Annotated in this window: 21 protein-coding genes and 2 pseudogenes; 8 read left to right on the top strand and 15 right to left on the bottom strand. The window is 69.4% G+C overall.

Going from position 1 to position 23,794, the window contains the following annotated elements; all coding sequences use genetic code 11:
* Positions 1 to 42: 42 nt before the first annotated feature.
* The 3 genes from LGR69_RS12015 to LGR69_RS12005 all read right to left on the bottom strand — a co-directional run bounded on the left by LGR69_RS12015 (position 43) and on the right by LGR69_RS12005 (position 2,875).
* Entirely contained in the window at positions 43 to 1,281 is a 1,239-nt protein-coding gene (locus LGR69_RS12015; protein ID WP_082773257.1) for an MFS transporter, read from the bottom strand.
* A 27-nt stretch (positions 1,282 to 1,308) separates the two neighbouring features.
* On the bottom strand, positions 1,309 to 1,812 hold the full coding sequence (locus tag LGR69_RS12010) for a cupin domain-containing protein (protein ID WP_063986894.1): 504 nt from the start codon (positions 1,810 to 1,812) through the stop codon (positions 1,309 to 1,311).
* A 133-nt stretch (positions 1,813 to 1,945) separates the two neighbouring features.
* Positions 1,946 to 2,875 (bottom strand): LysR family transcriptional regulator, encoded by a 930-nt coding sequence (locus tag LGR69_RS12005; RefSeq protein WP_063986895.1) that lies wholly within the window; start codon positions 2,873 to 2,875, stop codon positions 1,946 to 1,948.
* A 160-nt stretch (positions 2,876 to 3,035) separates the two neighbouring features.
* Here LGR69_RS12005 and LGR69_RS12000 point away from each other — a divergent pair, with 160 nt between their 5' ends.
* Positions 3,036 to 3,869: a 3-hydroxybutyrate dehydrogenase gene (locus LGR69_RS12000; protein ID WP_063986896.1), complete on the top strand. Its 834-nt coding sequence runs from the start codon at positions 3,036 to 3,038 to the stop codon at positions 3,867 to 3,869.
* Positions 3,870 to 4,159: 290 nt separating this feature from the next.
* Here LGR69_RS12000 and LGR69_RS11995 read toward each other — a convergent pair whose 3' ends face one another.
* The 8 genes and pseudogenes from LGR69_RS11995 to LGR69_RS11960 form a co-directional block, all read right to left on the bottom strand.
* Positions 4,160 to 4,471 carry a hypothetical protein gene (locus LGR69_RS11995; RefSeq protein ID WP_063986897.1) on the bottom strand — a complete coding sequence of 104 codons (312 nt, stop codon included), beginning with the start codon at positions 4,469 to 4,471 and terminating at the stop codon, positions 4,160 to 4,162.
* A gap of 38 nt (positions 4,472 to 4,509) precedes the next feature.
* Positions 4,510 to 5,751: a cytochrome P450 gene (locus LGR69_RS11990; RefSeq protein ID WP_063986898.1), complete on the bottom strand. Its 1,242-nt coding sequence runs from the start codon at positions 5,749 to 5,751 to the stop codon at positions 4,510 to 4,512.
* Positions 5,744 to 7,069 carry an NAD(P)/FAD-dependent oxidoreductase gene (locus LGR69_RS11985; RefSeq protein ID WP_230366165.1) on the bottom strand — a complete coding sequence of 442 codons (1,326 nt, stop codon included), beginning with the start codon at positions 7,067 to 7,069 and terminating at the stop codon, positions 5,744 to 5,746. Before LGR69_RS11985 ends, LGR69_RS11990 begins: the two co-directional genes overlap by 8 nt.
* On the bottom strand, positions 7,066 to 7,281 hold the full coding sequence (locus tag LGR69_RS11980; protein ID WP_066921024.1) for a ferredoxin: 216 nt from the start codon (positions 7,279 to 7,281) through the stop codon (positions 7,066 to 7,068). Before LGR69_RS11980 ends, LGR69_RS11985 begins: the two co-directional genes overlap by 4 nt.
* Entirely contained in the window at positions 7,282 to 8,628 is a 1,347-nt protein-coding gene (locus tag LGR69_RS11975; protein ID WP_230366164.1) for a glycosyltransferase, read from the bottom strand.
* Positions 8,629 to 8,731: 103 nt separating this feature from the next.
* Positions 8,732 to 10,528 carry a patatin-like phospholipase family protein gene (locus LGR69_RS11970; protein WP_082772922.1) on the bottom strand — a complete coding sequence of 599 codons (1,797 nt, stop codon included), beginning with the start codon at positions 10,526 to 10,528 and terminating at the stop codon, positions 8,732 to 8,734.
* 502 nt (positions 10,529 to 11,030) lie between these two features.
* A pseudogene (locus LGR69_RS32185) lies at positions 11,031 to 11,441 on the bottom strand (ISL3-like element ISMdi2 family transposase); the annotation flags it as partial.
* A gap of 110 nt (positions 11,442 to 11,551) precedes the next feature.
* Positions 11,552 to 12,469: pseudogene (locus tag LGR69_RS11960) on the bottom strand (DUF4131 domain-containing protein); the annotation flags it as partial.
* Positions 12,470 to 12,639: 170 nt separating this feature from the next.
* On the opposite strand from LGR69_RS11960, the gene gltX reads away from it, so the two are divergent.
* The 4 genes from gltX (at position 12,640) to LGR69_RS11940 (ending at position 16,948) form a co-directional block, all read left to right on the top strand.
* Entirely contained in the window at positions 12,640 to 14,061 is a 1,422-nt protein-coding gene (gltX, locus tag LGR69_RS11955) for a glutamate--tRNA ligase (protein ID WP_230366163.1), read from the top strand.
* A gap of 314 nt (positions 14,062 to 14,375) precedes the next feature.
* Positions 14,376 to 15,665: a citrate synthase gene (gene gltA / locus LGR69_RS11950; RefSeq protein WP_007560684.1), complete on the top strand. Its 1,290-nt coding sequence runs from the start codon at positions 14,376 to 14,378 to the stop codon at positions 15,663 to 15,665.
* Between the two features lie 20 nt (positions 15,666 to 15,685).
* Positions 15,686 to 16,627, top strand: coding sequence for a DNA-3-methyladenine glycosylase family protein (locus LGR69_RS11945; RefSeq protein ID WP_230366162.1), 942 nt, complete (start codon positions 15,686 to 15,688; stop codon positions 16,625 to 16,627).
* A gap of 72 nt (positions 16,628 to 16,699) precedes the next feature.
* Positions 16,700 to 16,948, top strand: a complete 249-nt coding sequence (locus tag LGR69_RS11940) for an amino acid transporter protein (protein ID WP_230366161.1) — start codon at positions 16,700 to 16,702, stop codon at positions 16,946 to 16,948.
* A gap of 261 nt (positions 16,949 to 17,209) precedes the next feature.
* On the opposite strand, the gene parC is transcribed toward LGR69_RS11940, so the two are convergent.
* Positions 17,210 to 19,456 carry a DNA topoisomerase IV subunit A gene (parC, locus tag LGR69_RS11935; protein ID WP_007560693.1) on the bottom strand — a complete coding sequence of 749 codons (2,247 nt, stop codon included), beginning with the start codon at positions 19,454 to 19,456 and terminating at the stop codon, positions 17,210 to 17,212.
* Between the two features lie 254 nt (positions 19,457 to 19,710).
* On the bottom strand, positions 19,711 to 20,430 hold the full coding sequence (recO, locus tag LGR69_RS11930) for a DNA repair protein RecO (RefSeq protein WP_230366160.1): 720 nt from the start codon (positions 20,428 to 20,430) through the stop codon (positions 19,711 to 19,713).
* 145 nt (positions 20,431 to 20,575) lie between these two features.
* On the opposite strand from recO, the gene LGR69_RS11925 reads away from it, so the two are divergent.
* Both LGR69_RS11925 and LGR69_RS11920 read left to right on the top strand, forming a co-directional pair.
* Positions 20,576 to 20,974 (top strand): hypothetical protein, encoded by a 399-nt coding sequence (locus LGR69_RS11925; protein WP_091859471.1) that lies wholly within the window; start codon positions 20,576 to 20,578, stop codon positions 20,972 to 20,974.
* Positions 20,975 to 20,993: 19 nt separating this feature from the next.
* Entirely contained in the window at positions 20,994 to 21,689 is a 696-nt protein-coding gene (locus LGR69_RS11920) for a gamma-glutamylcyclotransferase (protein WP_007560699.1), read from the top strand.
* A gap of 3 nt (positions 21,690 to 21,692) precedes the next feature.
* Here the strand turns inward: LGR69_RS11920 and LGR69_RS11915 are convergent, their stop codons facing one another.
* Positions 21,693 to 21,836, bottom strand: coding sequence for a hypothetical protein (locus LGR69_RS11915; RefSeq protein ID WP_007560701.1), 144 nt, complete (start codon positions 21,834 to 21,836; stop codon positions 21,693 to 21,695).
* A 292-nt stretch (positions 21,837 to 22,128) separates the two neighbouring features.
* Between LGR69_RS11915 and LGR69_RS11910 the strand changes: the two genes are divergently transcribed.
* Positions 22,129 to 22,758 (top strand): hypothetical protein, encoded by a 630-nt coding sequence (locus LGR69_RS11910; RefSeq protein ID WP_230366159.1) that lies wholly within the window; start codon positions 22,129 to 22,131, stop codon positions 22,756 to 22,758.
* Between the two features lie 51 nt (positions 22,759 to 22,809).
* On the opposite strand, the gene LGR69_RS11905 is transcribed toward LGR69_RS11910, so the two are convergent.
* Positions 22,810 to 23,724, bottom strand: a complete 915-nt coding sequence (locus tag LGR69_RS11905) for a manganese catalase family protein (RefSeq protein WP_007560704.1) — start codon at positions 23,722 to 23,724, stop codon at positions 22,810 to 22,812.
* Positions 23,725 to 23,794 lie beyond the last annotated feature (70 nt).

Here is a 23,794-nt window from a genome sequence, read left to right as displayed (position 1 = left end):
ATCCTCCATCGCGGTCCGGGCTCGATCCGCCGGGCTTCGGATTTATGTCACACCTCGGGCCGAACTCGGCTCGCGCAGGCCCAATGTCAGGGCCGCCGCCAGGGCGAGCGAGGCCGCCACGCCGAGGACGCAGGCGCCCCAGCCCCAGCGCTCGAACACCTGTCCAAGGACGGCCGTGCCAGCGAGGCCGCCGAGATAGTAGAAAAAGAGGTACAACCCGCTCGCCGACGTCCGCTCTCCCGTTGCGGACCGGCCGACGACGCTCGTGGCGATGGCTTGCGCCAGGAAGGTGCCGACCCCGACGAGGACGAGACCGGCCAGGACGAGCGGGAGGGCCATGGACGTCAGCAGCGGCAGGCCGAGCCCGGCAATCAGCAGGCCCACGGCCAAGCCGCGTCGGAGCCCGAGCCGAGCGCTCACGCGTCCGGCCAGCGGCGTGATCACCAACGAGGGCAGAAAGACGAAGTAGACGAAGCCCAGCATCATCGGTCCGACCAGGAAGGGCGAGCCGATCAGGACGAAATTCACGAAGGTGAACGTTCCCAGGAAGGCGAACAGGATGCAGAAGCCGATGCCGAAGGCGGCCAGTAGCGTCGGGTTGGCGAAGTGTTCAGCCCAGACGGCGAACGGCGAGGTTTGCCCGTGCCGGCCCATGTCTGCGCTCGGTTTGGGCGGGGGGGCTCTCAGCACGAGCACGGCGAGGCCGGCGCCGGCGAGGTTCAGCAGCGCGAAGGCGATGAAGTTCGAGACCAGCCCGAGGTGGTCGACGAGGGCGGCGGCGACGAGCCGGCCGACAAGGTTGCTGGCAACGTTCCCGGTCACGTATGCCGCGAAGGCACCGGCCGCGGCCGACGCGGAGCAAGCCTCGCCCAGGTAGGCGAGGGTCAGCGTGAAGGCCGCCGCCATGCAGATGCCCTGCAGCACCCGGAGCGCGGCAAAGGTCATGAGGTCCGGCAGGGTACCGAGCAGCGCTGTCGGGATGGCGAGAAGCAACAGGCTGACGACCACGCCGCGGCGTCTGTCGATACGCCGACCGAGCAGGGCTACTCCGAGACCGCCGAGGGCCATGCCGAGCGTGGTCGCGTTGACGGCGAAGCTGATCGTGGCGGCGCTCACCCCGTAGGCCTGGGCGAGGGACGGCAGGATGGCCTGGGTTGCGAACAGGTCCACCACGGTCAGGAATGCCATCAGGCCGATGACCAGGTTGCGGACGAGGTCACCCGCGTAGCTGCCCTCGCGCAGCGTAGGCCCGTTCAGGCCGACCGTACCGGGATGGGTCATGGCCCGCCTCCTTGCCTTCTCGCGGCCTCACATCTCGTGAGGATCGCCCTTCACGTGGAAGAGGTCGGCCGACAGAAGGACGGCGGTCGTGCTGCCGGTGTTCTTCCACCAATGCGCGGTGGCGTGCGTCTCCGTCGTCGCCTCGCCGGCCTTGTGGGTGATCGGCACCGCGCACGTGCTCGCGTATTCGACCACCTCGCCTGCGACGACGTATATGATGGCCGGGCGGTCGCCGTGGCTGTGCCAGGGGACGATGCCGCCTGGCTCGATCACCAGCCGCCGCAACCGGAACTGCCGGTCCTTTATGCCAACCGGCTCCTTCACGAGGTCGGTCGAGGCGATCACGGTGTCGGTCACGCCCTTGGCCAAGGCCTTGCTCTCGGCCTGCCCATTGCCGCTCGCGGCCACCTTGTCCGCCGGGCAGGAACCAGCCTGTGCCGTGCTGGCGCCGAGCGCGATGGCCGCAATCGTGATGAGTGAGCTTCGCAGGTTGCATCTGACCGCATTGCGGATCTTCGGGATCGTGGCCATCGCTGCCCTCCTGGATGGACGTCGGAACCATCCCGGTCGGGATGCGCCTGGATCATCCGAGGGTAGCGGCCGCGGCAGAAATGCCGTTACGGCGTAGGGACGATGCCTTGCGGTTATCGGCTCGGCGCCCGCCTCACGCGGATACCAGCGGCTCAGGAGTAACCTCCTCGCCCAGATCGAACCGGCTGGGAGGCCAGCGATATCGGCCGAGCGCCGCCACGAGCGCCGCGAGTGGCGATGACCAGCGCCGGCCCGCAACCGTGACGAGACAGACCTGCCGGGACACGACCGGGTCCATCACCGGCAGCAAGGCGATGCCCGGCAGGGTGACGGAGAACTCGGGCAAGAAGCAGACTCCCATCCCGGCCGCCACCATGCTCTGGATCCAGTCCTCACGCTCACTGCGATGGGACCGAAGAATTCCGGTGCCTTGCTCGCGCAGGAGTTCGGCGAGCCGGTCGCGGTACTCGCAGTTGATCCGCTGCAGATAGATCTGACCTTCCATGTCGCTCATCGAGATCGCGTTACGGCGGGCGAATTCGTGGAGCAACCCGCAGGCGACCGTGAAGCGCTCCTCGTAGATCGGGCTCGCTCGCAGATTGTCGCAGAACCCGTCCGGTTGCGCCATGATCGCCACGTCGAGCTCGCCCGCGAGCAGCATCTCCGACAGGCGGGCCGGTACGCCCTCGATCAAGGTCAACTCGATGCCCGGATGAGCCACCCGAAAGTGGTTCAGGAAGCCGACGAAGCGCATCGGCCCGATGGTGCACATCACGCCGAGCGTGAGCTGCGCCCCTTCCAGGCGCAGGAAGCGAGAGGCGGCCCGCTTGGCGCGCTCGCGTCCCGCGTTCATCTCGCTGAACTCCGGCTCAAGCAGACGTCCAAGATCGGTCAGGTGCACGTGACCGCGCTCGCGCGAGAACAGCAACCCACCGAGTTCGTCCTCCAGCTTCTGGATCGCCCGGGTCAGCGCGGGTTGCGTCACGCTGCAGCGCTCGGCCGCCTTGGTGAAGTTGCCTAACTCGCTGACCGCGAGAAAGTAACGGATCTCGTGGATCTCCATCGCCGCCTCCTACCCCCCGTTGCTTTTCAACTCGCCCTCGACACCGGCGATTGCGAATAATGAAAACGCATCGACCCAATTACGCCTCGGCATTGGCGCGCACGAGACTTGAGCGATCAATCTCCATCGGAACCCGCCATAGTCCATCAGGGCAACAGCAATGTTACGGATACTTCAGTCGGCCGGGCTCGACCGGACCGGAACGACGCGTCCGCTCGACGGGCGCGTGGCCATCGTCACCGGTTCCACGAGCGGCATCGGGCTTGCCATAGCCAACACCTTGGCCGAGCAGGGCGCCTTGATCGTAATCAATGGCCTCGGCGACGAGGCCGAGATCACGCGCCTCTGTCACGATCTGAGCGAGCGGCACCAGACGTCCGTGCGCTACGACGATGCCGACCTCTCGCAGCCCGGCGCCGTCATGGACCTCGTCGACCGTTCGGCGCGCGCACTCGGGCCCGTCGAGATCCTCGTGAACAATGCCGGCATCCAGCATGTCAGCCCCATCGAGGAGTTCCCGCCCGAAAAGTGGGACGCTATCTTGGCCATCAATCTTTCGGCGGTGTTTTACGCGACGCGCTCGGTGCTGCCCGACATGCGTCGGCGCGGCTGGGGCCGGATCGTCAACGTGGCCTCGGCGCACGGGCTGATCGGATCGCCGTTCAAGAGCGCCTACGTGGCGGCCAAGCATGGCGTCGTGGGGCTGACCAAGGTCACGGCCCTGGAGACTGCCGAGGTCGGCATAACCTGCAACGCGGTCTGTCCCGGCTACGTCTGGACCCCGCTCGTCGCGGATCAGGTGCACGCGCAGGCGGCCGCGCACGGCATCTCGGAGGAGGAGGTCGTGCGTCAGGTGTTCCTCGCCGAGCAACCGAACAAACGCTTCGTCACCGTCGAGGAGATCGCCGGTACCGTCGCCTTCTTATGCAGCCCGGCAGCGGCCTCGATCACGGGCGCCTCGATCAACGTCGACGGTGGCTGGACGGCCCATTGAGGAGGCAGCGCGCCGACCCTTCCCCATGCAACGCTGGCCTTCCTCCAACCGGCGGCTTTTAGGCTGGGGAGGTCCATTTTCGGCCTCGCGGTCATACGGGTAAGGAACGCTGCTCCCCCTGGCGGGCATCGGCGCACCTCAGGCGCCCGGAACAAGCACGCCTGAACGTCGGGTTGGCAAGTCTTCCTGAGCGACGGCTACGAACGAGCGTCCGGCGGGCCGGAGGCAGGGCGGCGCCGTGCGGCGATATCTGTCGCCACACGGCGGATCTTAGCTCCCCGGGACGGATGTCAGCGGGTTGAGCCGGTATGGTTGCCATACATCATTTCCGAATCGTCCGCATAGGAGAGCCGGTCTCCCAGTTTCTCGATCGACTGCATGGCCATCATCTTGCCGTTCGGTAACTTGACGACGTTGAACGTCCGCCCGGTCTTCTTGTCCTTGGCGGTGGCGACGGGAAGCTGTCGGGTCTCGAACGGGCTGAGTTCGACGTCCGAACCGGCGACGCTCAATTCCTTGAGCGTCTCGGAAGTCGCGGGCAAGGCCGTCAGAGCGCCCATCAGGGCGAGAGCGGCGACGGGAATACGGAAATTGCGAGACATTTCATTTTCCTATCAAGGGCGACCTTTCGCTGGAAAGGTCAGGTAATCCCCGCGATGGTGATCCCGAGGTTCTTCGGGCCGCGGAGGGAAGCGCCCGGCCGGTAAGGCGGCGGGTCATCTAGGAGCCGGGGGGCGACGAGGCGCCGGCAGAGCGTCACGAGAGCGATCTCAGCCTCGATGCGCGCCAGGGGTGCCCCGGCGCAGTAGTGAAGCCCGCCGCCGAACCCGAAATGCTGGTTGTCCCGGCGATCCGGATCGAACCGGTCCGCGTCCGCGAAGCGTGCCGGGTCACGGCTCGCGGACGCGAAGAGCAGGATTACTGGCGATCCCGCCGGGATCGTCACCCCCGCCACGTCGATGGCACCCAGCGCCTTGCGGGTGCGAAAGTGGACGGGGGGCTCGTAGCGCAGCATCTCCTCGATCACGCGGGGTGCTCGCGCGGGGTCAACCTTGAGCCTTTCAAGCTCGTCCGGGTGCCTGAGCAGGGTGAGCATTCCGTTGGTGATGAGGTTCACCGTCGTCTCGTGGCCCGCAACGAGAAGCAGGATCGCTGTCGAGATGAGGTCGATGTCCCCCATCGCCGGACGACCTTGGCCGCCACGGGCGGCGAGGCCGCTGAGCATGTCGTCAGCCGGCCGCCGACGCTTCTCGCGGATCAGCCGGCGCATGTAGTCCGAGATCGCATCGAAGGTCGCGGTGATCTCCCGCCGCCCCGCCTCGTCGTGGCGCGCGTCGGGCTCCAGGGCCGTCGCGAGGCGGATCGCCCAGGCATGGAACTGCGCCTCGTCGGCCTCGGGCACGCCGAGAAGCTCGCAGATAACAGCGACGGGAAGGGGATAGGACAGGTCGTCCACGAGGCAGACCGTGTCGCGGCCCCGGCACGCGTCGATCAGGGTATCGACGAGCCGGGCGACCTTGGCGTGGGACTCCCGCACCCGGGCGATGGTGAACTCCTTCATCACGAAGTCGCGCAGGGTGTCGTGGTCGGGCGGGTCGCGAAAGATCAGCGGACGGTGGGCGTTGACCACTCGGTTCCTGATCGGGTTGAGGATCCAGTCCCTCAGGGGGTTGCCCGTGGGGGGCCGCCGGGAGGGCGGCAGGTCTTCGGAGCTGAGCCGGGGATCGAAGATGAGGCTCCTCACTGCGGCATGGGTACTGACGACGAAGCTGCCGTCGGCTTGGCGGGAGACCGGCGTCTCGCGTAACCTTCCGTACAGCGGGTAGGGATCCGGCCGGTTCCTCGGGTCGAGGACCTGCGCAAACAGCGTGTCGTCACCCATGGGCCGCCTCCAGGGTCGGCGCGGCCTGGTCGGTGGAACGCCGCGGGACGGGGAAGCCAGGCTCCAGCCACTCGATCCGCGGCTGGTCGGTGGCGCCGAGGATCGGCGGGAAGGCCGACCCTGCGGCGACGGCCTCGGCATAGGCGGGTAGCCAGCGCGCCTGATCGAAGGAGACGGCGGCGACGCTGCGCCCGGCCCTGCCGTAAACCGCCAGGAACCGCTGCGAGGCCCGCGCCCCCTGGACGACGGCCAGGGCGTCCGCCCCCTCGGTGAGGCCGACGAGCTTGATGTTGAGGCCGAACTGGCTCGACCAAAAGGCCGGCAGGTGGCCGTACGGAGGCTGTTCGGAGGGACGGGCCAGCATGTTGGCGGCCGCGTGCCGGGCTTGGTCCACCGCGTTTCCCCAGTGCTCGACCGTCATCGGGCGATTGCCGGTGAGGGGGTTGGGCCAGCGCGCGACGTCGCCGGCCGCGTAGATTGCGGGATCGAGCTCACCCGCGAGGGTCATCGCCCGGCAGGCTGCGTCGCAGGTCAGGCCGCCCGCATCGGCGCGGAGGCCCGCCGCGGCGAGCCATCCGGTTTCGCGCGTCGCGCCGAGGGCCACGATGACGAGGTCCGTCGCGATCGTTGCGCCGCCCGGCAAGTGAGCGCGGCGCACCCCGCCCTTCTCGCCGGAGAACGAGTGAATCTTGGTGTTCATGCGGATGTCGACGCCGGCGTCCCTCATCCGCCCGGCGAGCGTGCCACCGATGACGGTCCCGAGCAGGCGAGCGAGGGGCGTCGGGTTGGGGTCGACGAGGGTGACGTCCAAGCCAAGGTCTCGGCAGCATGAGGCCGCCTCGCAGCCGATCAATCCGGCACCGACGACGAGGACGCGACCGGGACGCTGCGCGAGGGCATTCCGCAGGGAGCGGGCGTCCTCCACCGTGCGGATCGTGAATATCCCGGCGAGGTCCGCGCCCTCGCCCGGCCATGTCCGCGCCCTCGCGCCGGTGGCGATCAGCAGCGTCTCGTAGGGGAGCGTCGCGCCATCGGCGAGGCGAACCACCCGTCGCTCCCGGTCGAGGGCCACCGCTGGCTGGCCGAGCCGCCACCGGGCGCGCAGGCTGCGGAGCTGGGGCAGCTCGGTGGCCTCCGGCGCGAGTTCCCCCGCCAGGACATGCTTCGACAGGGGCGGCCTGTCGTAGGGCCGGTGGGGCTCGTCGCCGACGATCGTCAGGGGGCCATCGTAGCCCCCGTCGCGCAGCGCCTCCGCGCCCCGCAGCCCGGCGAGCGAGGCCCCTACCACCACGATGCCCGGGCGCTGCACGCCGATCACAGTTCGGCCTCCTCGGTCAGGCCCGCGGACTCGACCTCGATGGCCCGGACGGGGCAGGCCTGTTGCGCCCGCTCGATCTGCTCCCGTTTCGCCTCCGGCGGGGCGGGGTCGTAGAAAAGGATCTCGTGGCCCCGCACCTCGAAATGCTCGGGGGCAGCGTAGCAGCACTGGGCGTAGCCCTGGCAACGGTTGAGATCGACCACGACGCGCATTCACGAGGCTCCGAACGTGTGGACGGATGAGCGGGGGCGAGGCTCGGATGTTTTCTGCGGCAGGGAGGCGGGCGAGGCAGCCTTGTCGCGGTGGAAGAGCTCGTCGATGGCGCCGAGAATTTCCCGTCCGGCATCCAGCTCCTCGAAGTCGGCAGCCATCGCCTGCGCCCGGCGCCGGAAGCCGGGTTCGGAGAGCACCCGGTCGATGGCCCCGCCGAGGACCGCGCCCGTCGGCGTGCTCGTCCCGAGGTCGATCCCGACACCCGACCAGCCGACGCGGGCGGCGACCTCCGCCTTGTCCTCCGTCTTGCCCGCCGCCACGATGGGCACCCCGGCGGCCAGCGATTGCAGGACGCTGCCGTAGCCCCCGTTGGTCACGAACACGTCGACCTTGGGGAAGATCGCGTCGAAGGGCAGGAACGATGCGACCCGGGCGTTCGGCGGCAGCTTCGTCCCGAGGGCATCGACGGACTTCCCGCCGGTCGTCGCGACGACGAGGAGGTCGTCCCGGTCGGCCAAGGCGGCGAGCGTCGGCACGACGAGCTGCGTGAGGTCACCGTTGGCCAGGGTACCCTGAGTGACGAGGACCACTGCCCTGTCGCCGTCCAGTTCGTCCCACCAGGACGGGCGCGGCGCCAAAGACCGGCCAAGGGGGAGAAGGCCGATGAAGCGCAGGTTGCGCGGCGGTGCCCGGCATTCGAACTCGAAGCCCGGCACGCCTTGCTGGAGGAAAACATCGGGCAGTTGGACGATGGATTGCGTGAGGGAAGCTGGGAGGGGCGGCAGACCCAACGCCGCGAGCCGCCCGTCGGCATGGGCCCGAACAGGCCCCACGAACCCCAGGTCGATGGCGGCGCCGAGCGTCAGGTAGCGGGCGCGCTCGTTCTCGTCCCGGGCGGGGGGCAGCCCGAGACCGACCGGGGCGCCGTCCGCCCTGTCGAGGAACAGGACGCTGACGTTCAGGACGACGATGCGCGGCCGCGGCCGGCTCGACTGGAGTAGGGGCAGCACGCCAAGGAACATGCTGCCGGCGACGATCATATCCGGAGCCTCGTCCTCGATCAGCTCGCGCAGTAGGGCGGCCTGGCCCGGCATGGGGTCGATGAAGCGCCGGGCGAACTCGTTGCTCCAGCGCTCCGGGCCGGGCGGCAGGTGGGGTTCGAGGTAGCTGGCAGCCCCATGGTCCGGGCAAGGGATGAAGTGGAAACCCGCTGCATGGACTTGCGGGGCGAAGGCGGGATCGGTGACGAAGGTGACCGAGTCACCTCGGTCGGCCAGCAGGCGGCCGACGGCGAGCATGGGATTGACGTGGCCCGTGAGCGGCGTCGCGGCGAGCAGGACTTTCACGGTAGCCTCCTGAAGCACCGGAATGGATGCCCGTTCATTCGCGACAGGAAAGGTTCTGTTACCGTGCGCGAATCCATCGCGTGCGCCCAAGCACCGGGGACGCTCATGTCCAGGCCCGCAGGCGGCCCGTCTCCAGCGCCTCCCGGGCGCAGCGGTAGCCGAGCTCGGCCGTCGTCTCGAAGCTCGACCACGCCCGTAGGTCCACCCCCGCAAGGGCGGGCTTGAGCAGGATCGCCGCGCGGGTCACGGCCGCGATGGTCTGGGCGCCGCTCGACACCGTCGCGGAGCGCAGGAGCAGATGGGCGATACCGGGGAGCTGATCCGAGATGCCGAGGATGCGTCGGACCGCCCGGGCGCCCATGCCACGCCGCGGCATGGCCTGGAAGGCGCTGTCGCTGCCGACATCGACGGCAAGCACCGGGCCGCGGTCGAGGTCCGCCATCACGTCGGCGGGCAGGTTGTTCATCATGCCGCCATCGACGAGGATGCCGTCTTCGCTCGCCACCGGCGGCAGCAGGCCGGGAATGGCGATGCTGGCACGGATTGCCCGGTCGAGGGCGCCGACCCGGTGGACCATGGCCGTGCCCGTCGTCAGGTTCGAGGACACGCAGAAGAAGGGACGCCAGAGATCCTCGATGCGGGCATCCCCGAACCGCTCGGCCAGCCCCGCATCCACCTTGGCGCCCCTGGTCAGTGCGTGGAACGGCAGCGTGTAATCGTTGAGGGGGTTGCGCCCGACGAAGGATGCCACCGTGTAGGTCTCGATCTCGTCCAGGCTCAAGTCCATCGCGACGCTGGCGGCCAGGATCGAGCCCATGCTGGTGCCGCCGACGAGGTCGATGTCGAGCCCCGCCTCGGCAAGGACCCGCAACACGCCGAGATGGGCGAGGCCGCGGGCCCCGCCGCCGCCGAGGACGAGGGCACGCGCGTGGCCGGAGGCGATGCGGGCCAGCCGCGCGAAGTCGCTCCCGTGGTTCTCCCGGACCTGCAGGCGCAGGGCGAAAGGCAGCGCGGCGACCTCGGGATGGAGGGGGCGCGGCAGGCGGATATCGGCCGGCTGTGCCACTGCAAGGTCCATGCGGATCCAGTCGGAGCGGATCGAGGCTAGGTAGGCAGCGGCCCCGGGCCGGGGCGGAGCGCCGGGCTCGGCCAGCAGCAGGACGTGGTCGGCATGGCGTAGGCAGAGCTGACACCAGGGGCAGTCGATCCGGTGCGCGACGAAGACCGTGCGGTCGTGCGCCTGCTCGTAGCGGTGGAACCATGCCTCATCGGCCTCCGGCGGCCATTCGGTGAGGCAGCCGGTCCGCCCGGGAAGCGCGGCATCCAGCGCGTGGGCCAGCCTCTCGCCGAAGGGCGCGGCCCTGAGCCCCTCCGTCACCGCCATCAAGGCGAAGCTCCGCGGCGCATGCCCCAGGGTCACTCCGGTATGAGCGGTGGTCAGCCGCTTCGCCAGGATGCGGGCGAAGTACAGCAGCGTACCGGGATGGCGGGTGATCAGATCTTCGAACCCCGCCCGAGGGAGCCGGAGGAGGTGACTGTCGCGGAGCGCCGTCGCGGTGACCGAGCGCGGCTCGCCGGCGAGCAGGGCAAGTTCGCCGACGCTGTCCGGGGGGGCGAGTCGAAAGAGGCGGCGAACGCTCCCGTCCCGCGGGTCGCGCGTCGAGAGGCCCACCGAGCCGCTCACCAGGGTATAGAGCGCGTCGGCCTCGTCCCCCTCTCTGAACAGCGTCCGCCCCCCGGCGACGGCAACCGAGGTCATCCGCGACCGGATCGCGTCGGCGGCGTCCTCGTCGAGGCCGGACAGGAACGGGATCTGAGCGCGCTCCGAGACGGCAAGTGCCGGGTCGGGCGGTGCGTTGCAGGCGTCGAGGCATTCTGCCTCCGTCTGTCGCTCGTGCATGATGCGGATCCTGGCGGGCTCTGGTGAGGCTACGTCGGCGCGATCTTTTTGACGCTCGCGATCCTGGGCCGCCGGCATCGTCTCCTCCATCGACGGCAGTCTTGGCGGTCGGAGGGTGGATGCCTCGCTTGGCTCACGCCAATGCCCTTAAACATTCTTGTCGATGCCATTACGGCATTGGAAAGAAACGAATTCGCTCTTCCGCTTTACAATGGCGGATGGCAGCGGCATTGGAATTGCACGAATCTCGTCATTTCCTGGCAGTGTCGATCCGTGGGAGTTTTATAAAGGGGCCGACCGCTGCGACGTGGCCCAGCCAGCCCTGACCCGGGTGTCCAATAGCTTGAATAAAAGCTTGACGGACTGCAGTTCTCGCGCGAGCGTCGGCGGCTCTACCTCACCGCCCGCAATGCCAAGTGTCGATAAGCACCGAACTTTGATTCAGCCGCACTTCTGTTGCTGACGGGTGATTGGTTAAGTTGCACCGGCTCCTGGCCGTTGATCACGCCGCATGGAGCACCCGCTGCTGCAAAAGGTCGAAGCCGGCACGATCGTACATCTGCCGCTTGATCAGCTTAAGGCGGTTGACCTGACCTTCCACCGGCCCGTCGTTCCAGGGCTGTGTGATCGCAGCCCGTACGGCATCCAGATCCTGGCGCAGGCCGGCAGCGAAGCCCTGCAATCCCGTTGCGGCTGCCGCGTCCAGCCAGGGCTCCGGCCCTGCCGGATCATCCTGCCGCAGCAGATCGGTTGGGCGGCAGCGTGGGCTGTCCACCCATCTGAGGGATTTCCTCGACAGCGAGAGGGTCACCGAACGGACGGACGACGACAAGACACTGGTGATGGCGCGTCGGGCGGTCGACCCGCACGCCGGCCCTGGCATCCTTGTGTACTCCGGCCGAGGTCGACCTCCGGGCCTTGGGGATGACCTGAGCTGGTCTGCAGGACCGCGAATCATTGATCCCCACGGAGAGCGATCCGGGATCAGCCATGCCTTAGATCGACGGCCCTGGATCGATGACGCATTCCTGCTGCAAGGGACGCGTCCAGGAAATGCCGGCCAACCCTTGCACTTGTCACGACGTGATAGATGCCCGCGGCCCGGAGCGCGTCGTTGGCGGCCGGCCCGATCAGCCCGCGCTTGCCCGTCACCAGCGCGGCCGCCACCGCTCCCGCCTGGCCGCCCTCGGCCTGCGCGATCCGGCGCGTCAGCGCGTTGCGGGCCTCGTCCAGCAGGGCCGCGAGACGCAGGCGCAGCGGCGGCGGTGCGGGCGGCGCCTGAACCGTGATCGCGCCGATCAGCGAGCCCACCGCGCCGATCCCCTGGAAATAGGCATCCCGGGCGAAGTCGTAGCCGCCGGGTCGTGCCGCCTCGGGCGGCGGTAGCAATCGTGCCGTGGCGGCGATGAAATCCCCGGGCCGCAGGGGCGGCGCCGTCCGGAACGAGACCCGGACCCGGTGCGGCCTCCCCACCGGATCGAGTCCGGCGAAGCTCTCGACCCGGATCACGAGCCGGGCACCGACCTCGCGCTCGTCCAGCGCCTCGATCATTCCGGTGAGCGGCCCGATGGTGGTCCGGGACAGGATCGGGGCCGCCACCTGCCCGACCCGCCAGGTCGCCGCGGCGAAGCCGAGGAAGCCGGCAGCCAGCGCCAGCGCGAGAGCCAGGCTCCCCGGTCGCGCGCCCAGGAACGGCACCGGCGCGAGCGCCAGCGCCGCCCCGACGAGCGGCGCGGCCAGAAAGGGCGTCCCGTCGGCGCCCGCGAAGAACACCAGGATCCCGGTGCCGAACGCCACCGCCAGCCAGGGGAACAGGCGGCGCTGCTCGACCTCTCGGGCGAGGCCGCCGGCAAACCAGTCGCGCAGCGCCGGCGCCCATGCGGGGCGCGGCCCGGCGAGCGCCACCGCGCCACCCGCCAGCCTCGCGCCGATCCGCCGCATCCGCCCTCGCCTCGCGCCGGGCGACTCAGCTCCGGCATGGGATTCTTAACGCACCCCTCGGCCCGTGCTACAGCGCGTACTTCGTGCTACGGGCGCCACTTCGTGCGCCGGGCGCCGCCCGAATGCCCTGCCCCGCCCCGTCGCCCTCCGCCCCCGAACATATCGGCCCGATGTCCTCAGCCGTCGTCACGCGCTTCGCCCCCTCGCCCACCGGCTACCTCCATATCGGAGGAGCCCGCACGGCGCTGTTCAACTGGCTCTATGCCCGGCACACCGGCGGCAAGATGCTGCTGCGCATCGAGGATACCGACCGGGAACGCTCGACCAAGGGCGCGATCGACGCGATCCTCGACGGCCTGTCCTGGCTCGGCCTCGACTGGGACGGGGACGTGGTCTTCCAGTTCGCCCGGGCCGAGCGCCACCGCGCGGTCGCCGAGGAGCTGCTGGCCGCCGGCCGCGCCTATCACTGCTACGCCTCCGCGGAGGAGCTCACGCAGATGCGCGAGACCGCCCGCGCCGAGGGCCGCGCCCCGCGCTACGACGGGCGCTGGCGCGACCGGGACCCGTCAGAGGCGCCCGCCGGGGTCAAGCCGGTGATCCGGCTGCGCGCGCCCACCGAGGGCGAGACGGTGGTCGAGGACGCCGTGCAGGGCCGGGTGACCTGGGCCAACCGCGATCTCGACGACCTCGTGCTGCTGCGCTCGGACGGCACGCCGACCTACATGCTCGCCGTCGTGGTCGACGACCACGACATGGGGGTCACCCAGATCATCCGCGGCGACGACCACCTCACCAACGCCGCGCGCCAGAGCCAGATCTTCTCCGCGCTCGGCTGGGACATCCCCAAGATGGCCCATATCCCGCTGATCCACGGTGCCGACGGCGCCAAGCTGTCCAAGCGCCACGGCGCGCTGGGCGTCGAGGCCTATCGCGACCTCGGCTACCTGCCGGCGGCCCTGCGCAATTACCTGGTGCGGCTGGGCTGGAGCCACGGCGACCAGGAGGTGTTCTCCACCGAGGAGATGATCGCGGCCTTCGACCTGCGCGCGGTGGGGCGCTCGGCGGCGCGGTTCGACTTCGCCAAGCTCGCCAACCTCAACGGGCTCTATATCCGCGGCAGCGCCGATGCCGATCTGGTCGCCGCGATCGAGACGATCCTGCCCAATGTCGGCCCCGAGCGCGGCCTGCCGGCGACGCTCGAGCCCGACCTGAAGGACAAGCTGACCCAGGCCATGCCGGGCCTGAAGGAGCGGGCCAAGACGCTGATCGAGCTCCTCGACAGCGCCTATTACCTCACCGCCCAGCGCCCCCTGGCGCTGGACGACAAGGCCCGGGCGCTCCTCTCCGACGAGGGCCGGGCGCGCCTCGCCGGCGTGCTGCCGGCCCTCGAAGCCCTGCCCGACTGGAGCGCGGCCGCCACCGAGGGCGCCGTGCGCCAGTATGCAGAGACCGCCGGATGCAAGCTCGGGCAGGTGGCCCAGCCGCTGCGGGCCGCGCTCACCGGGCGGACCACCTCCCCGCCTCTGTTCGACGTGATGGCGGTGCTCGGCCGGGCCGAGACCCTGGCCCGCCTCGGGGATCAGGTGGCCTGACGCATCGTCCCGAAGGCGAGCGTCTTTCGGGCCACGTCGATGCGCATTGCAAAACCCGGCCGGTTCGCCCGCGATATGACATCCGGGACGATCCGGTCGCGCTGATCGGGCGACCGGGAACTGCGGGCGCCGGGTTGGATTTCGCTTGGCGAAGGGGTCGGGTTGTCACCCACCCCGTTGCTGCTGCACTGCCGTTTGGGTAACCCATGGCGCGTGAGCACCCGCAACATAACGCGGCGTGCTCCGGCCCCGGGGTCGCCTCGGGCAACCCGAGGCCGGCATCCGCCACGTCGCCAGAGAAGGGTCCACGTTCCATGAGCGCATCCAGCACCATCACCGTGGACGGCAAGGAGATCGAACTGCCGGTCAAATCCGGCACGATCGGCCCGGACGTCATCGATATCGGCAAGCTCTACGCCAAGACCGGCGCCTTCACCTTCGACCCGGGCTTCACCTCGACGGCGAGTTGCGAATCGAAGATCACCTACATCGACGGTGACGAGGGCGTGCTGCTCTACCGCGGCTACCCGATCGAGCAGCTCGCCGAGAAGGGCGACTTTCTCGAGACCTGCTACCTGATGCTGTTCGGCACCCTGCCGACCGCGGCCCAGAAGGCCGATTTCGACTACCGGGTCACGCGCCACACCATGGTGCACGACCAGATGAACCGGTTCTTCACGGGCTTCCGCCGCGACGCCCACCCGATGGCCGTGATGGTGGCCTCGGTCGGCGCGCTGTCGGCCTTCTACCACGACTCGACCGACATCACGGACGAGAGCCAGCGGATGATCGCGTCGATCCGCATGATCGCCAAGATGCCGACGCTGGCCGCGATGGCCTACAAGTATTCCATCGGCCAGCCCTTCGTGTATCCGAAGAACGACCTCGACTACACCTCGAACTTTCTGCGGATGTGTTACGCGGTGCCGTGCGAGGAGTACGAGGTCAACCCGGTCTTCGCCAAGGCGCTGGACAAGATCTTCATCCTGCACGCCGACCACGAGCAGAACGCCTCGACCTCGACCGTGCGGCTCGCCGGCTCCTCGGGCGCGAACCCGTTCGCCTGCATCGCGGCCGGCATCGCCTGCCTGTGGGGGCCGGCCCATGGCGGCGCCAACGAGGCCGCGCTGAAGATGCTGATGGAGATCGGCACGCCCGAGAACGTCGGCAAGTACGTCGCCAAGGCCAAGGACAAGAACGACCCGTTCCGCCTGATGGGCTTCGGTCACCGGGTCTACAAGAACTACGACCCGCGCGCCCGGATCATGCAGAGCACCACGCACCAGGTGCTGAAGGAGCTCGGCAAGACCGAGGATCCGCTGCTGCACGTGGCCATGGAGCTGGAGCAGATCGCCCTCAAGGACGAGTACTTCATCGAGAAGAAGCTCTACCCGAACATCGATTTCTACTCGGGCATCACCCTCAAGGCGATGGGCTTCCCGACCGACATGTTCACCGTGCTGTTCGCGGTGGCGCGCACGGTCGGCTGGATCGCGCAATGGGCGGAGATGATCGAGGACCCGATGCAGAAGATCGGCCGTCCGCGCCAGCTCTATGTCGGCCCGACCCAGCGCGACTACGTGCCGGTGGACCAGCGCGGCTGAGCCGGCCCATCGAACCCGATGTGACCCCTGGGGCGGCCGAAGGGCCGCCCCTCTCGTTTGCGCAGGCCGCGGGATCCGTCGCCAGGCTCCGCCTCCCCGTCCGGCCGCCCTACGATTGGGCGTCGATCCGCGCCTTCCTGGCGAAGCGGGCGATCCTCGGGGTCGAATCGGCCGAGACCGGCGGCCAGACCTATGCGCGCACCATCTGCATCGGCGGCCGGCCCGGCATCGTCGCGGTCGCGTTCGGCGATGATGCGCTGCACGCGACGCTCCACGGCCTCGCCTCAAGCTCCGAACCGGAGATCGCCGCGCGCCTGCGCCGCCTGTTCGATTGCGATACCGACCCGGCGGCGATCGCGGCCTGCCTGTCCCGGGACCCGACCCTGTCGGACTTGGTGGCGGCTCGCCCCGGATTGCGCCTGCCGGGCGCCTGGGACCCGTTCGAGACCGGCTGCCGGGCGATCTTGGGTCAGCAGGTTTCCGTCGCCGCCGCGATCCGGCTCGCCGGAAAGCTGGTCGCGGCCTTCGGGACGCCCCTGGCGGAGCCGGTCGGTTCCCTGACCCATGTCTTCCCGACGCCGGCTCAGCTGGTCGAGGCCGATGTGGCACTCGCCCTGAACATGCCCCGGTCCCGCGGCGCGGCGACCCGGGCACTGGCGGCGGCGGCGCTCGCCGATCCGGACCTGTTCGCCCCCGCCGGGACCCTGGAGGCGGCGGTGCTGCGCTTCACGGCGATTCGCGGAATCGGTCCCTGGACGGCCCAGTACATCGCCATGCGGGCGCTCAAGCTGCCGGACGCGCTACCGGTGGGCGATGTCGGCCTGCTGCGCGCCCTCGCGACCGGCACCGGCCGCCCGAGCCCGGCCGCGCTCCTCGCCCGGGCCGAGGCCTGGCGGCCGTTCCGGGCGTACGCCGCCCAGCATCTCTGGGCCGCGGATGAAGCGGCCGTGACGGGGCGGTGAGGCGAGCGGTGGGCTTCCTTTTGCCTATGGTCAGGCCGGGTTAACGTTAGGGCCGGCCGGGGGGCTTGGTTGATGTCGGAACTGGACGAGGAAGCGCGCGACAAGCTTGTCGCGAACGAGCGCATCAAGTTCACAGGGACCTACGCCAATGGTCTCGCCGTCGCGATCTTCGCCGTGGGTGGTTTCGCGCCGTTCATATCGACCGCCCTGTCGGATCGCCCGCATTTCGTGCCCGTGCTCATCGCGATGGCGGTTTGCTGGATCATGAGTGGCGCCATACATTGGGGTGTGCGGCACGCGCTTCGGGATCTTCGCCCATGACGACAGCCCAGTTCCTTCTCCTGCTCGCGGTGCCCTTTGCTGGCGGTGTGCTGGCCTTCGGCGCGCTCTGGCTCGGCCAGCGTTCGCACTGAGACAGGGTCTGTCCCACCCGCGCCCTTATCCTGGGTGCCGGAGCGTAGCGGAGGCCTCGAAGGAGGCCCCCAGCTGGCCTTGCGATCTCTCAAGCCCTCCTTCGAGGCTGCGGCGCAGGATCTCAGCGACGAGAAAGCGGGTTCGGCGTCCGTCACGATCTCGTTTCGCTCAGCGCCCGAACCGCTCGAATTTCGGGAAGCTGCGCGCCATCATCAGGCCGACCTCGCCGCGATGGCCGAGCCACTTCTCCAGCACCGCTGCGTTGGCGAGCCGCCCCTCGGCCGAGCCGTCCTGCCAGGGCAGGCCGTCGGCCAGCTTGAAGACGTGCGCGTCCGTGAGGCCACCGCTGCGGCAGCGCTGGAGCCGGACGCCCTTGCCGCGGGAGAGTTCGGCCACCTCCGAGATCGGGAAGATCAGCAGCAGCTTCTCGGTGTTCACCACCGCCACGTGATCGCCGTCGGCCGGGACGAGCACCACGGCGGTCGCGTCCCCGTCCAGGCCGAGCACGCCCTTGCCCTTGCGGGTGTTGGCCACCAGCGCGTCGGAGGGCGCCACGAAGCCGCGCCCGTCCGAGCCGGCGATGAGCAGCTTGGTCTCCGGCTTGTAAGGCAGCGCCGCCACCACCTCGGTGCCGTCGTCGAGGTCGACCATCAGGCGCACCGGATCGCCGAAGCCGCGGCCGCCCGGCAGCTTGGACGCCTCGATGGTGAACACCTTGCCGTTCGAGGCGAGCAGCAGGATCTTCTGGGTGGTCTCGCTCGGGAAGGCGATCTTCAGCCCGTCATCGCCCTTGAAGGCGACGCCTGAGAGGTCGGAGACGTGGCCCTTCAAGGCCCGGATCCAGCCCTTGGTCGAGACGATCACGGTGATCGGCTCGCGCTCGACCAGGGCCGCGGTGAAGTCGATGCCGCCGACATCGGGCGGGCTCGCGAGCGTCGTCCGCCGCTTGCCGAGCTTGGTCTCGGGCCCGAACGTCTTCTTCACGGCGCGGATCTGCGCCTGGATCGTCTTCCACTGCGCCGGCTCGGAGGCCAGGAGCGCATCGAGCTCGGCCTTCTCGGCGGTGAGCGCGTCCAGCTCGCGCTTCAGCTCCATCTCCTCCAGCTTGCGCAAGCTGCGCAGGCGGGTGTCGAGGATCGCGTTGGCCTGGACCTCGGTCAGCTCGAACCGGGCCATCAGGGCGGGCTTCGGCTCGTCCTCCTCGCGGATGATGCGGATCACCTCGTCGAGGTCGAGATAGACGATGAGCAGGCCGCCCAGGATCTCCAGCCGGCGGTCGATCTGCCCGAGCCGGTAGCGGGAGCGGCGCTGCAGCACCACCCGGCGGTGGTCGACCCATTCCCGCAGGCACTCGGTGAGCCCGATCACCTTCGGCACGAGGCCGCCGACCAGGACGTTGAGGTTGAGCGGGATGCGGGCTTCGAGTTCCGTGAGCCGGAACAGCGATTCCATCAGGATCACCGGATCGACCGTGCGCGAGCGCGGCTCCAGCACGACGCGCACGTCCTCGGCCGATTCGTCGCGCACGTCGGCCAGCAGCGGCAGCTTCTTCTCCTGGAGAAGCTCGGCCATCTTCTCGATCAGCCGGCCCTTCGGGATGCCGTAGGGGATCTCGGTGACGATGATGTTCCAGGTGCCGCGGCCGAGATCCTCCTTGTGCCAGCGCGCCCGGACCCGGAAAGCGCCCCGACCGGTGCGGTAGGCCTCGGCGATCGATTCGGGCGAGTCGACCAGGATGCCGCCGGTGGGGAAATCCGGCCCCTGCACGAAGCTGTTGAGCTGGGCCGAGGTCGCCCCCGGATGGCTGATCAGGTAGAGCGCGGCGTCGCAGAGCTCGGCCGCGTTGTGCGGCGGGATCGAGGTCGCCATGCCGACCGCGATGCCCTGGCTGCCATTGGCGAGCAGGTTCGGGAAGGCGGCCGGCAGCACCACCGGCTCCTCCTTCTCGCCGTTGTAGGAGGGGCGGAAATCGACCGTGTCCTCGTCGATCCCGTCGAGCAGCAACCGGGCGACCTCGGTGAGGCGGGCCTCGGTGTAGCGGTAGGCGGCCGGACCATCGCCGTCGATGTTGCCGAAATTGCCCTGACCGTCGACCAGCGGATAGCGCTGCGCGAAGTCCTGGGAGAGGCGCACCAGCGCGTCGTAGATCGCCTGGTCGCCGTGCGGATGGAAGTCGCCCATCACGTCGCCGACGATCTTGGCGCATTTCTTGTGCGCGGTGTTCGGGTCGAGGCGGAGCAGCCGCATCCCGTACAGGATGCGCCGGTGCACGGGCTTCAGCCCGTCGCGGGCATCCGGCAGCGCCCGGTGCATGATCGTGGAGAGCGCATAGGCGAGGTAGCGCTCCTCCAGCGCGGATTTCAGCTCGACGCTCTCGATCCCGTCGCCGGACGGCGGCTCGAAGGGCTGGCCCATGACGGCTCCTGTCTCAGGGCGGGGCTGCCGACCGGCAGCACCACCACAACGCGCAATCCGTCATTCCGGGGCGCCGGAGGCGAGCCCGGAATCCAGAACCGCCCGCCGTGCCCGGGGTGACGGACGCATCCACCCGTTCGACGATGCGGCTCTGGATTCCGGGCTCCGCTGCGCGGCCCCGGAATGACGGGGTTGGTCTCAACCGAGGCTCGGGCGGTCCCCGGCTCGGTCGCATGCAGAACATAGCGCGAACATTACTCGGCCTCGCGACCGAGCGCAACGAATCGCGCGCGCTCCTCCGGCGCGGCGAGGCCGCGCGGACCCCAGACGTGCCGGTCGAGGAAGTACCCCGTCAAGGTAAACCCTTGCGCAACGCCGTCGGGCCCCGGCAATCCGCCTGCATGCAGGAAGGTGGGTAGGGCCAGGAGCTTATCGCGAAAAGGCTCTCCGGCGGAGGCGCTGACCGCCCGGCCGCTCTTGGGCGAGACGTAGGCCAGGGCGTCGTTGCCCCCGGTGGCCGCGCAGGCGGTGAGATCGAGGCCGAAGCCGAGCTCCGACAGGATCTCCAGCTCGAACCGCACCATCAGCGGCGGCGCCACGGCCGGATTGTCGAGATGATCGACCAGGATGCCCGCCGCCTCGTAGAGGGCCGGATGCGGATCGCGCTCGGGCAGGAGACGCAGCAGCGCGGCCATGTGGCCGAGCCCGTAGAGGGCGATGCCCGAGCCGATCATCCGCGAGACCTGGGATTCGAGTGGCTCCACCGTGTAGGCGCCGAGCCCCTCGTCGAGCCGCGCCCGCCAGGTCAGCCGGACCCGGTTGCCGGGCTGGAGCACCGGCTGCATCCGGCGCGAGCGCCCGCCATGCACGAGCCCGAGATGGCGGCCGTGCGCCTCGGTCATCGCCTCCAGGATGACGCCGCTCTCCCCGTGCCGGCGCAGGCCCAGCACCAGCGCGTCGTCGGTCCATTGCATCAAGGTCACATCACCGGCTGAGAAGGCGCGGATCGCGGCACCGGCGATCCACCCCGAATCCCCTCATATAAGGGCTCCGGAGCCGCGCTGCCGCCTTTGCGCGCCCCGTGGGTGACGGTAGCTTGGCCGGGAAGGAATCACCCGCATGCGCCGCGTCGCTCCGGTTCTTGCCTTGGCCCTGACCATCACCGCGGCGCCGGCCGCGCCCAAGGCGGCGAAGCCCGCCGCCGAGGACGCGCCCTCCCCGGCCCTGAAGCAGCGGATCGCGGCTTTGGCCCTCAAGCAGGTCGATTTCGGATCGGTCTCGCTGCTGCCGGTGCGGTTCGAGGGCAGCCGGCTCGCCGGGCCGATCGAGGATGGCGGCCGGACGCTCTACTGCGTGTCGAGCCGGATGAGCGGCCGCACCTTCGGCAAGCCCGAGCGGCCGAAGGCGGTGATGCGCTATGCGGCCGACCGGCTGGAGGTGATCGACGACGACGAGGTCTGCACCGGCCACCGCAGCCAGCCGTTCCCGGAACTGGACGCCCTGGGCAACGCGCGTTGAACCTGCCGCGTTGACAGGCATGCCGTCACCCCAAGCGCGCCGTCTCGACCTCAGCCTCGACCTGATCGCCCGCGCCCACGCCACCCCCGTCCCGGACGACCCGAGCGCCCTCGAGGTTCTGAGCGACGCGGAGCTGCGTCCCGGGCTCGAGGCGATCACCGCGGGCCGCGAGGGGCACGACATCTGGGTCTTCGCCTACGGCTCGCTGATGTGGCGGCCGGAATTCCCGGTGGCCGAGAGCCGGATCGGGACCGTGCGGGGCTTTCACCGTCGCTTCTGCCTGCTCCAGCGGCGGTTTCGCGGCACGCCGGAGCGGCCGGGCTTCGTCCTGGCGCTCGATCGCGGCGGCCTGTGCAAGGGCGTGGCGTTCCGGCTGCCCGGCCTGGAGATCCGCGAGGCGCTGATGCCGGTCTGGCGCCGCGAGATGCGCGGCCGGGGCTACGTCGCCCGCTGGCTGCCGGTGGCGACCGAGGCCGGCACCGTCTCGGCGCTGACCTTCCTGGCCAACCGTGCCAACGAGCGCTACGCCGGCCGCCTCTCGGATGCCGAGATCGCGGAAAAAATCGCGGCCGCCTGCGGGCATGCCGGCCCCAGCGCCGAGTACCTGTTCCGGACCGTCGAGGCCTGCGAGCGCCTCGGCATCCGCGACCGGCATCTCTGGAACCTTCAGGCGCTGGTGGCCGCCCGGCTCAGGGCCTGCGCGCCGGGCGCGTGAGGCTCACGCCCAGGCGCGCTTCATCGCGATGACGACGCGGCCGCCCGCCTGCTCCGTATCCGGGTTGCGCGGCTCGCGGATGCCGGGCGCGCGCCCGGTGGTGACGTAGACCACGAGGGTGAGGGCGAGGAGGATCTTGATGCGCATCGCGACGCTCAGGGTTGAGCGAGCGTGCATAGGATCGATCGGTTTTTACGGAGTTGCCGCGAGGCCCACAGGTTGTGGTTGTGGGCCCTTCCTTCGGTCGTGGTGAACGAACGGTTGCGGCCGAACCGCGATCGCCTGGGCATCATCGGAGGCGGCTGCTTCCGACCTTCGGAAAAAGACGATGCAGGACCAAGGATCTAGCGCATCGCGCCGGTTCCGGTATCCGGCGCGATGCGCTATGCCGCCGGCCCGAGTTTCCCACAGGCGCAAGTTTCCGACAGGCGAGGACAGGATGCGGCTCCGGATCGGCGTGGCCCTAGCGATTCTGGTGATTGCGGTCGCCGTGCTCGCCGCCGGACCCTGGCCCCACGGTTTCCGGCTGTCGGACATCCTGACCGGGGGCACGCCGGTGCTGCCCGACGGGTCGCGGCCGGTGGCAGGCTCCACGGACCTCGCCGGCAACGCCAGCCTCGGCGCGGGCCAGCACCCGGTGACCCTGCGGCTCGCCTGCGACCCGGCCGGATCCGGCCTGTCGGCGGTTCTGACGGTGCCGCGCTTCGCGGACTTTTCTGAGGGTTTCGACGTGGCCGGCCTGCAGGGCGGCGGAAACGCCGCGCCGCTCACAAGCATCCTGGTCTCGAACGCCGCCGGCGTCCGTTCCGTGCGGATGGCGGCGCAGGGGGCGGAAGCCCGCGATCCCGACAGGAGCATCAGCCTCACGGTGGCCGGCGCCCGCCGGGGCGAGGACCCGCTGCGCGGCGTCGCGCTCGCGCTCGCCCAGGCCGGCACGCGGCTCACCTGGACGCAGGCGAGCCCGCGCGGCGGGGATCAGACCCTGACGGCGGTCTTTTCCGTGTCGGACAGCGATGCGGTGGCGTTGAAGACGGCTCTCGGGAGCTGCCTCGCCGCGCCACCGCTGTAGACGTTGTAGGAGGGTTTGGCGCCGCGCGGGGCGACGCCGGGTTCGATGGGCTCAGCGGCCCTTCTTGTAGAGCTTGCTGGCGATCTCGAAGATCTCTTCCGGCGCGTAATCCGGCGCGAAGGCACCGTAATTGCCGTCGAGTTCGGGGATCTTGCCGCCCTCGGGGGCGCCGTCGATCACCTCGAGATTGCCCGGCGGATCACCCGGCAGCGCCACCTCGTCGTTCGACCAGACGCCGGCCGCTTCCTTATAATCGACCTCGCTGAAGGTGTAGAGGCGGCGGTGCTTGCCCTCGTCGAGGTACTTCTGACACTCCGGCACCCGCGACAGGTCGATGTTCGGGGTCGGCAGCATCTTCTCGATCTCGACGCCGGTCAGCTTCTTCAGGGCCAGCGCATAGGCGTGCGCGTGCAGCGAGCCGCGCACCAGCAGATACGCGCAGACCTCACGGCCGGTCGGCTCGCTCATGGTCTCGTAGACCCGCAGCTTGTGGATGCGCGCACCGCATTCCAGGTGGAAGTTGTGCAGCAGGTCGATGATCAGATTGCCGGTGGTCGTGACCATGTCCATGTTCCAGGACGCGGCGTTCGAATTCATCGGCATCGCGCCGCCGCCATTCGACAGGAAGCTGCCGGCGAGACGCACATCCTGCATCTCGGCGAAGGGCGCCTTGGAGATGTCGACGTCCTTGGCCGGGTTGCCCGGGCCGTTGTTCAGCATGGCGATGCCGGTCGAGACCAGCTCGACGTGGCCGATCTCTTCGGCGAAAATGCTGGAGACGAGGCTGTAGAATGGGCGGAGCTTGGTCTTGTTACGAAAATTGAAGCTCTGGAACATGTAGTTCCCGAGTGTCGACATCTCGCCGTACTTACCGCCGAGCAGTTCCTGCAGGGCGGCGGCTGCGTTGGGCTCGGGCTTCTTGGGCTCCGGCAGCTCCGCGAGCAGGCGGTCGATCTTCATGAACATGCGGGCAGCTCCGTTTGCGCGAGGTGCGCTCGGAACCTACGGGTGAGGCGCCCACATGTTCCGACCGCCG

It is taken from the genome of Methylobacterium brachiatum (genome assembly GCF_020523825.1).
Taxonomy (GTDB): domain Bacteria; phylum Pseudomonadota; class Alphaproteobacteria; order Rhizobiales; family Beijerinckiaceae; genus Methylobacterium; species Methylobacterium brachiatum.
Note: the sequence above shows the minus strand (reverse complement) of the source record. Positions and strands in the feature narration are given on the sequence as shown.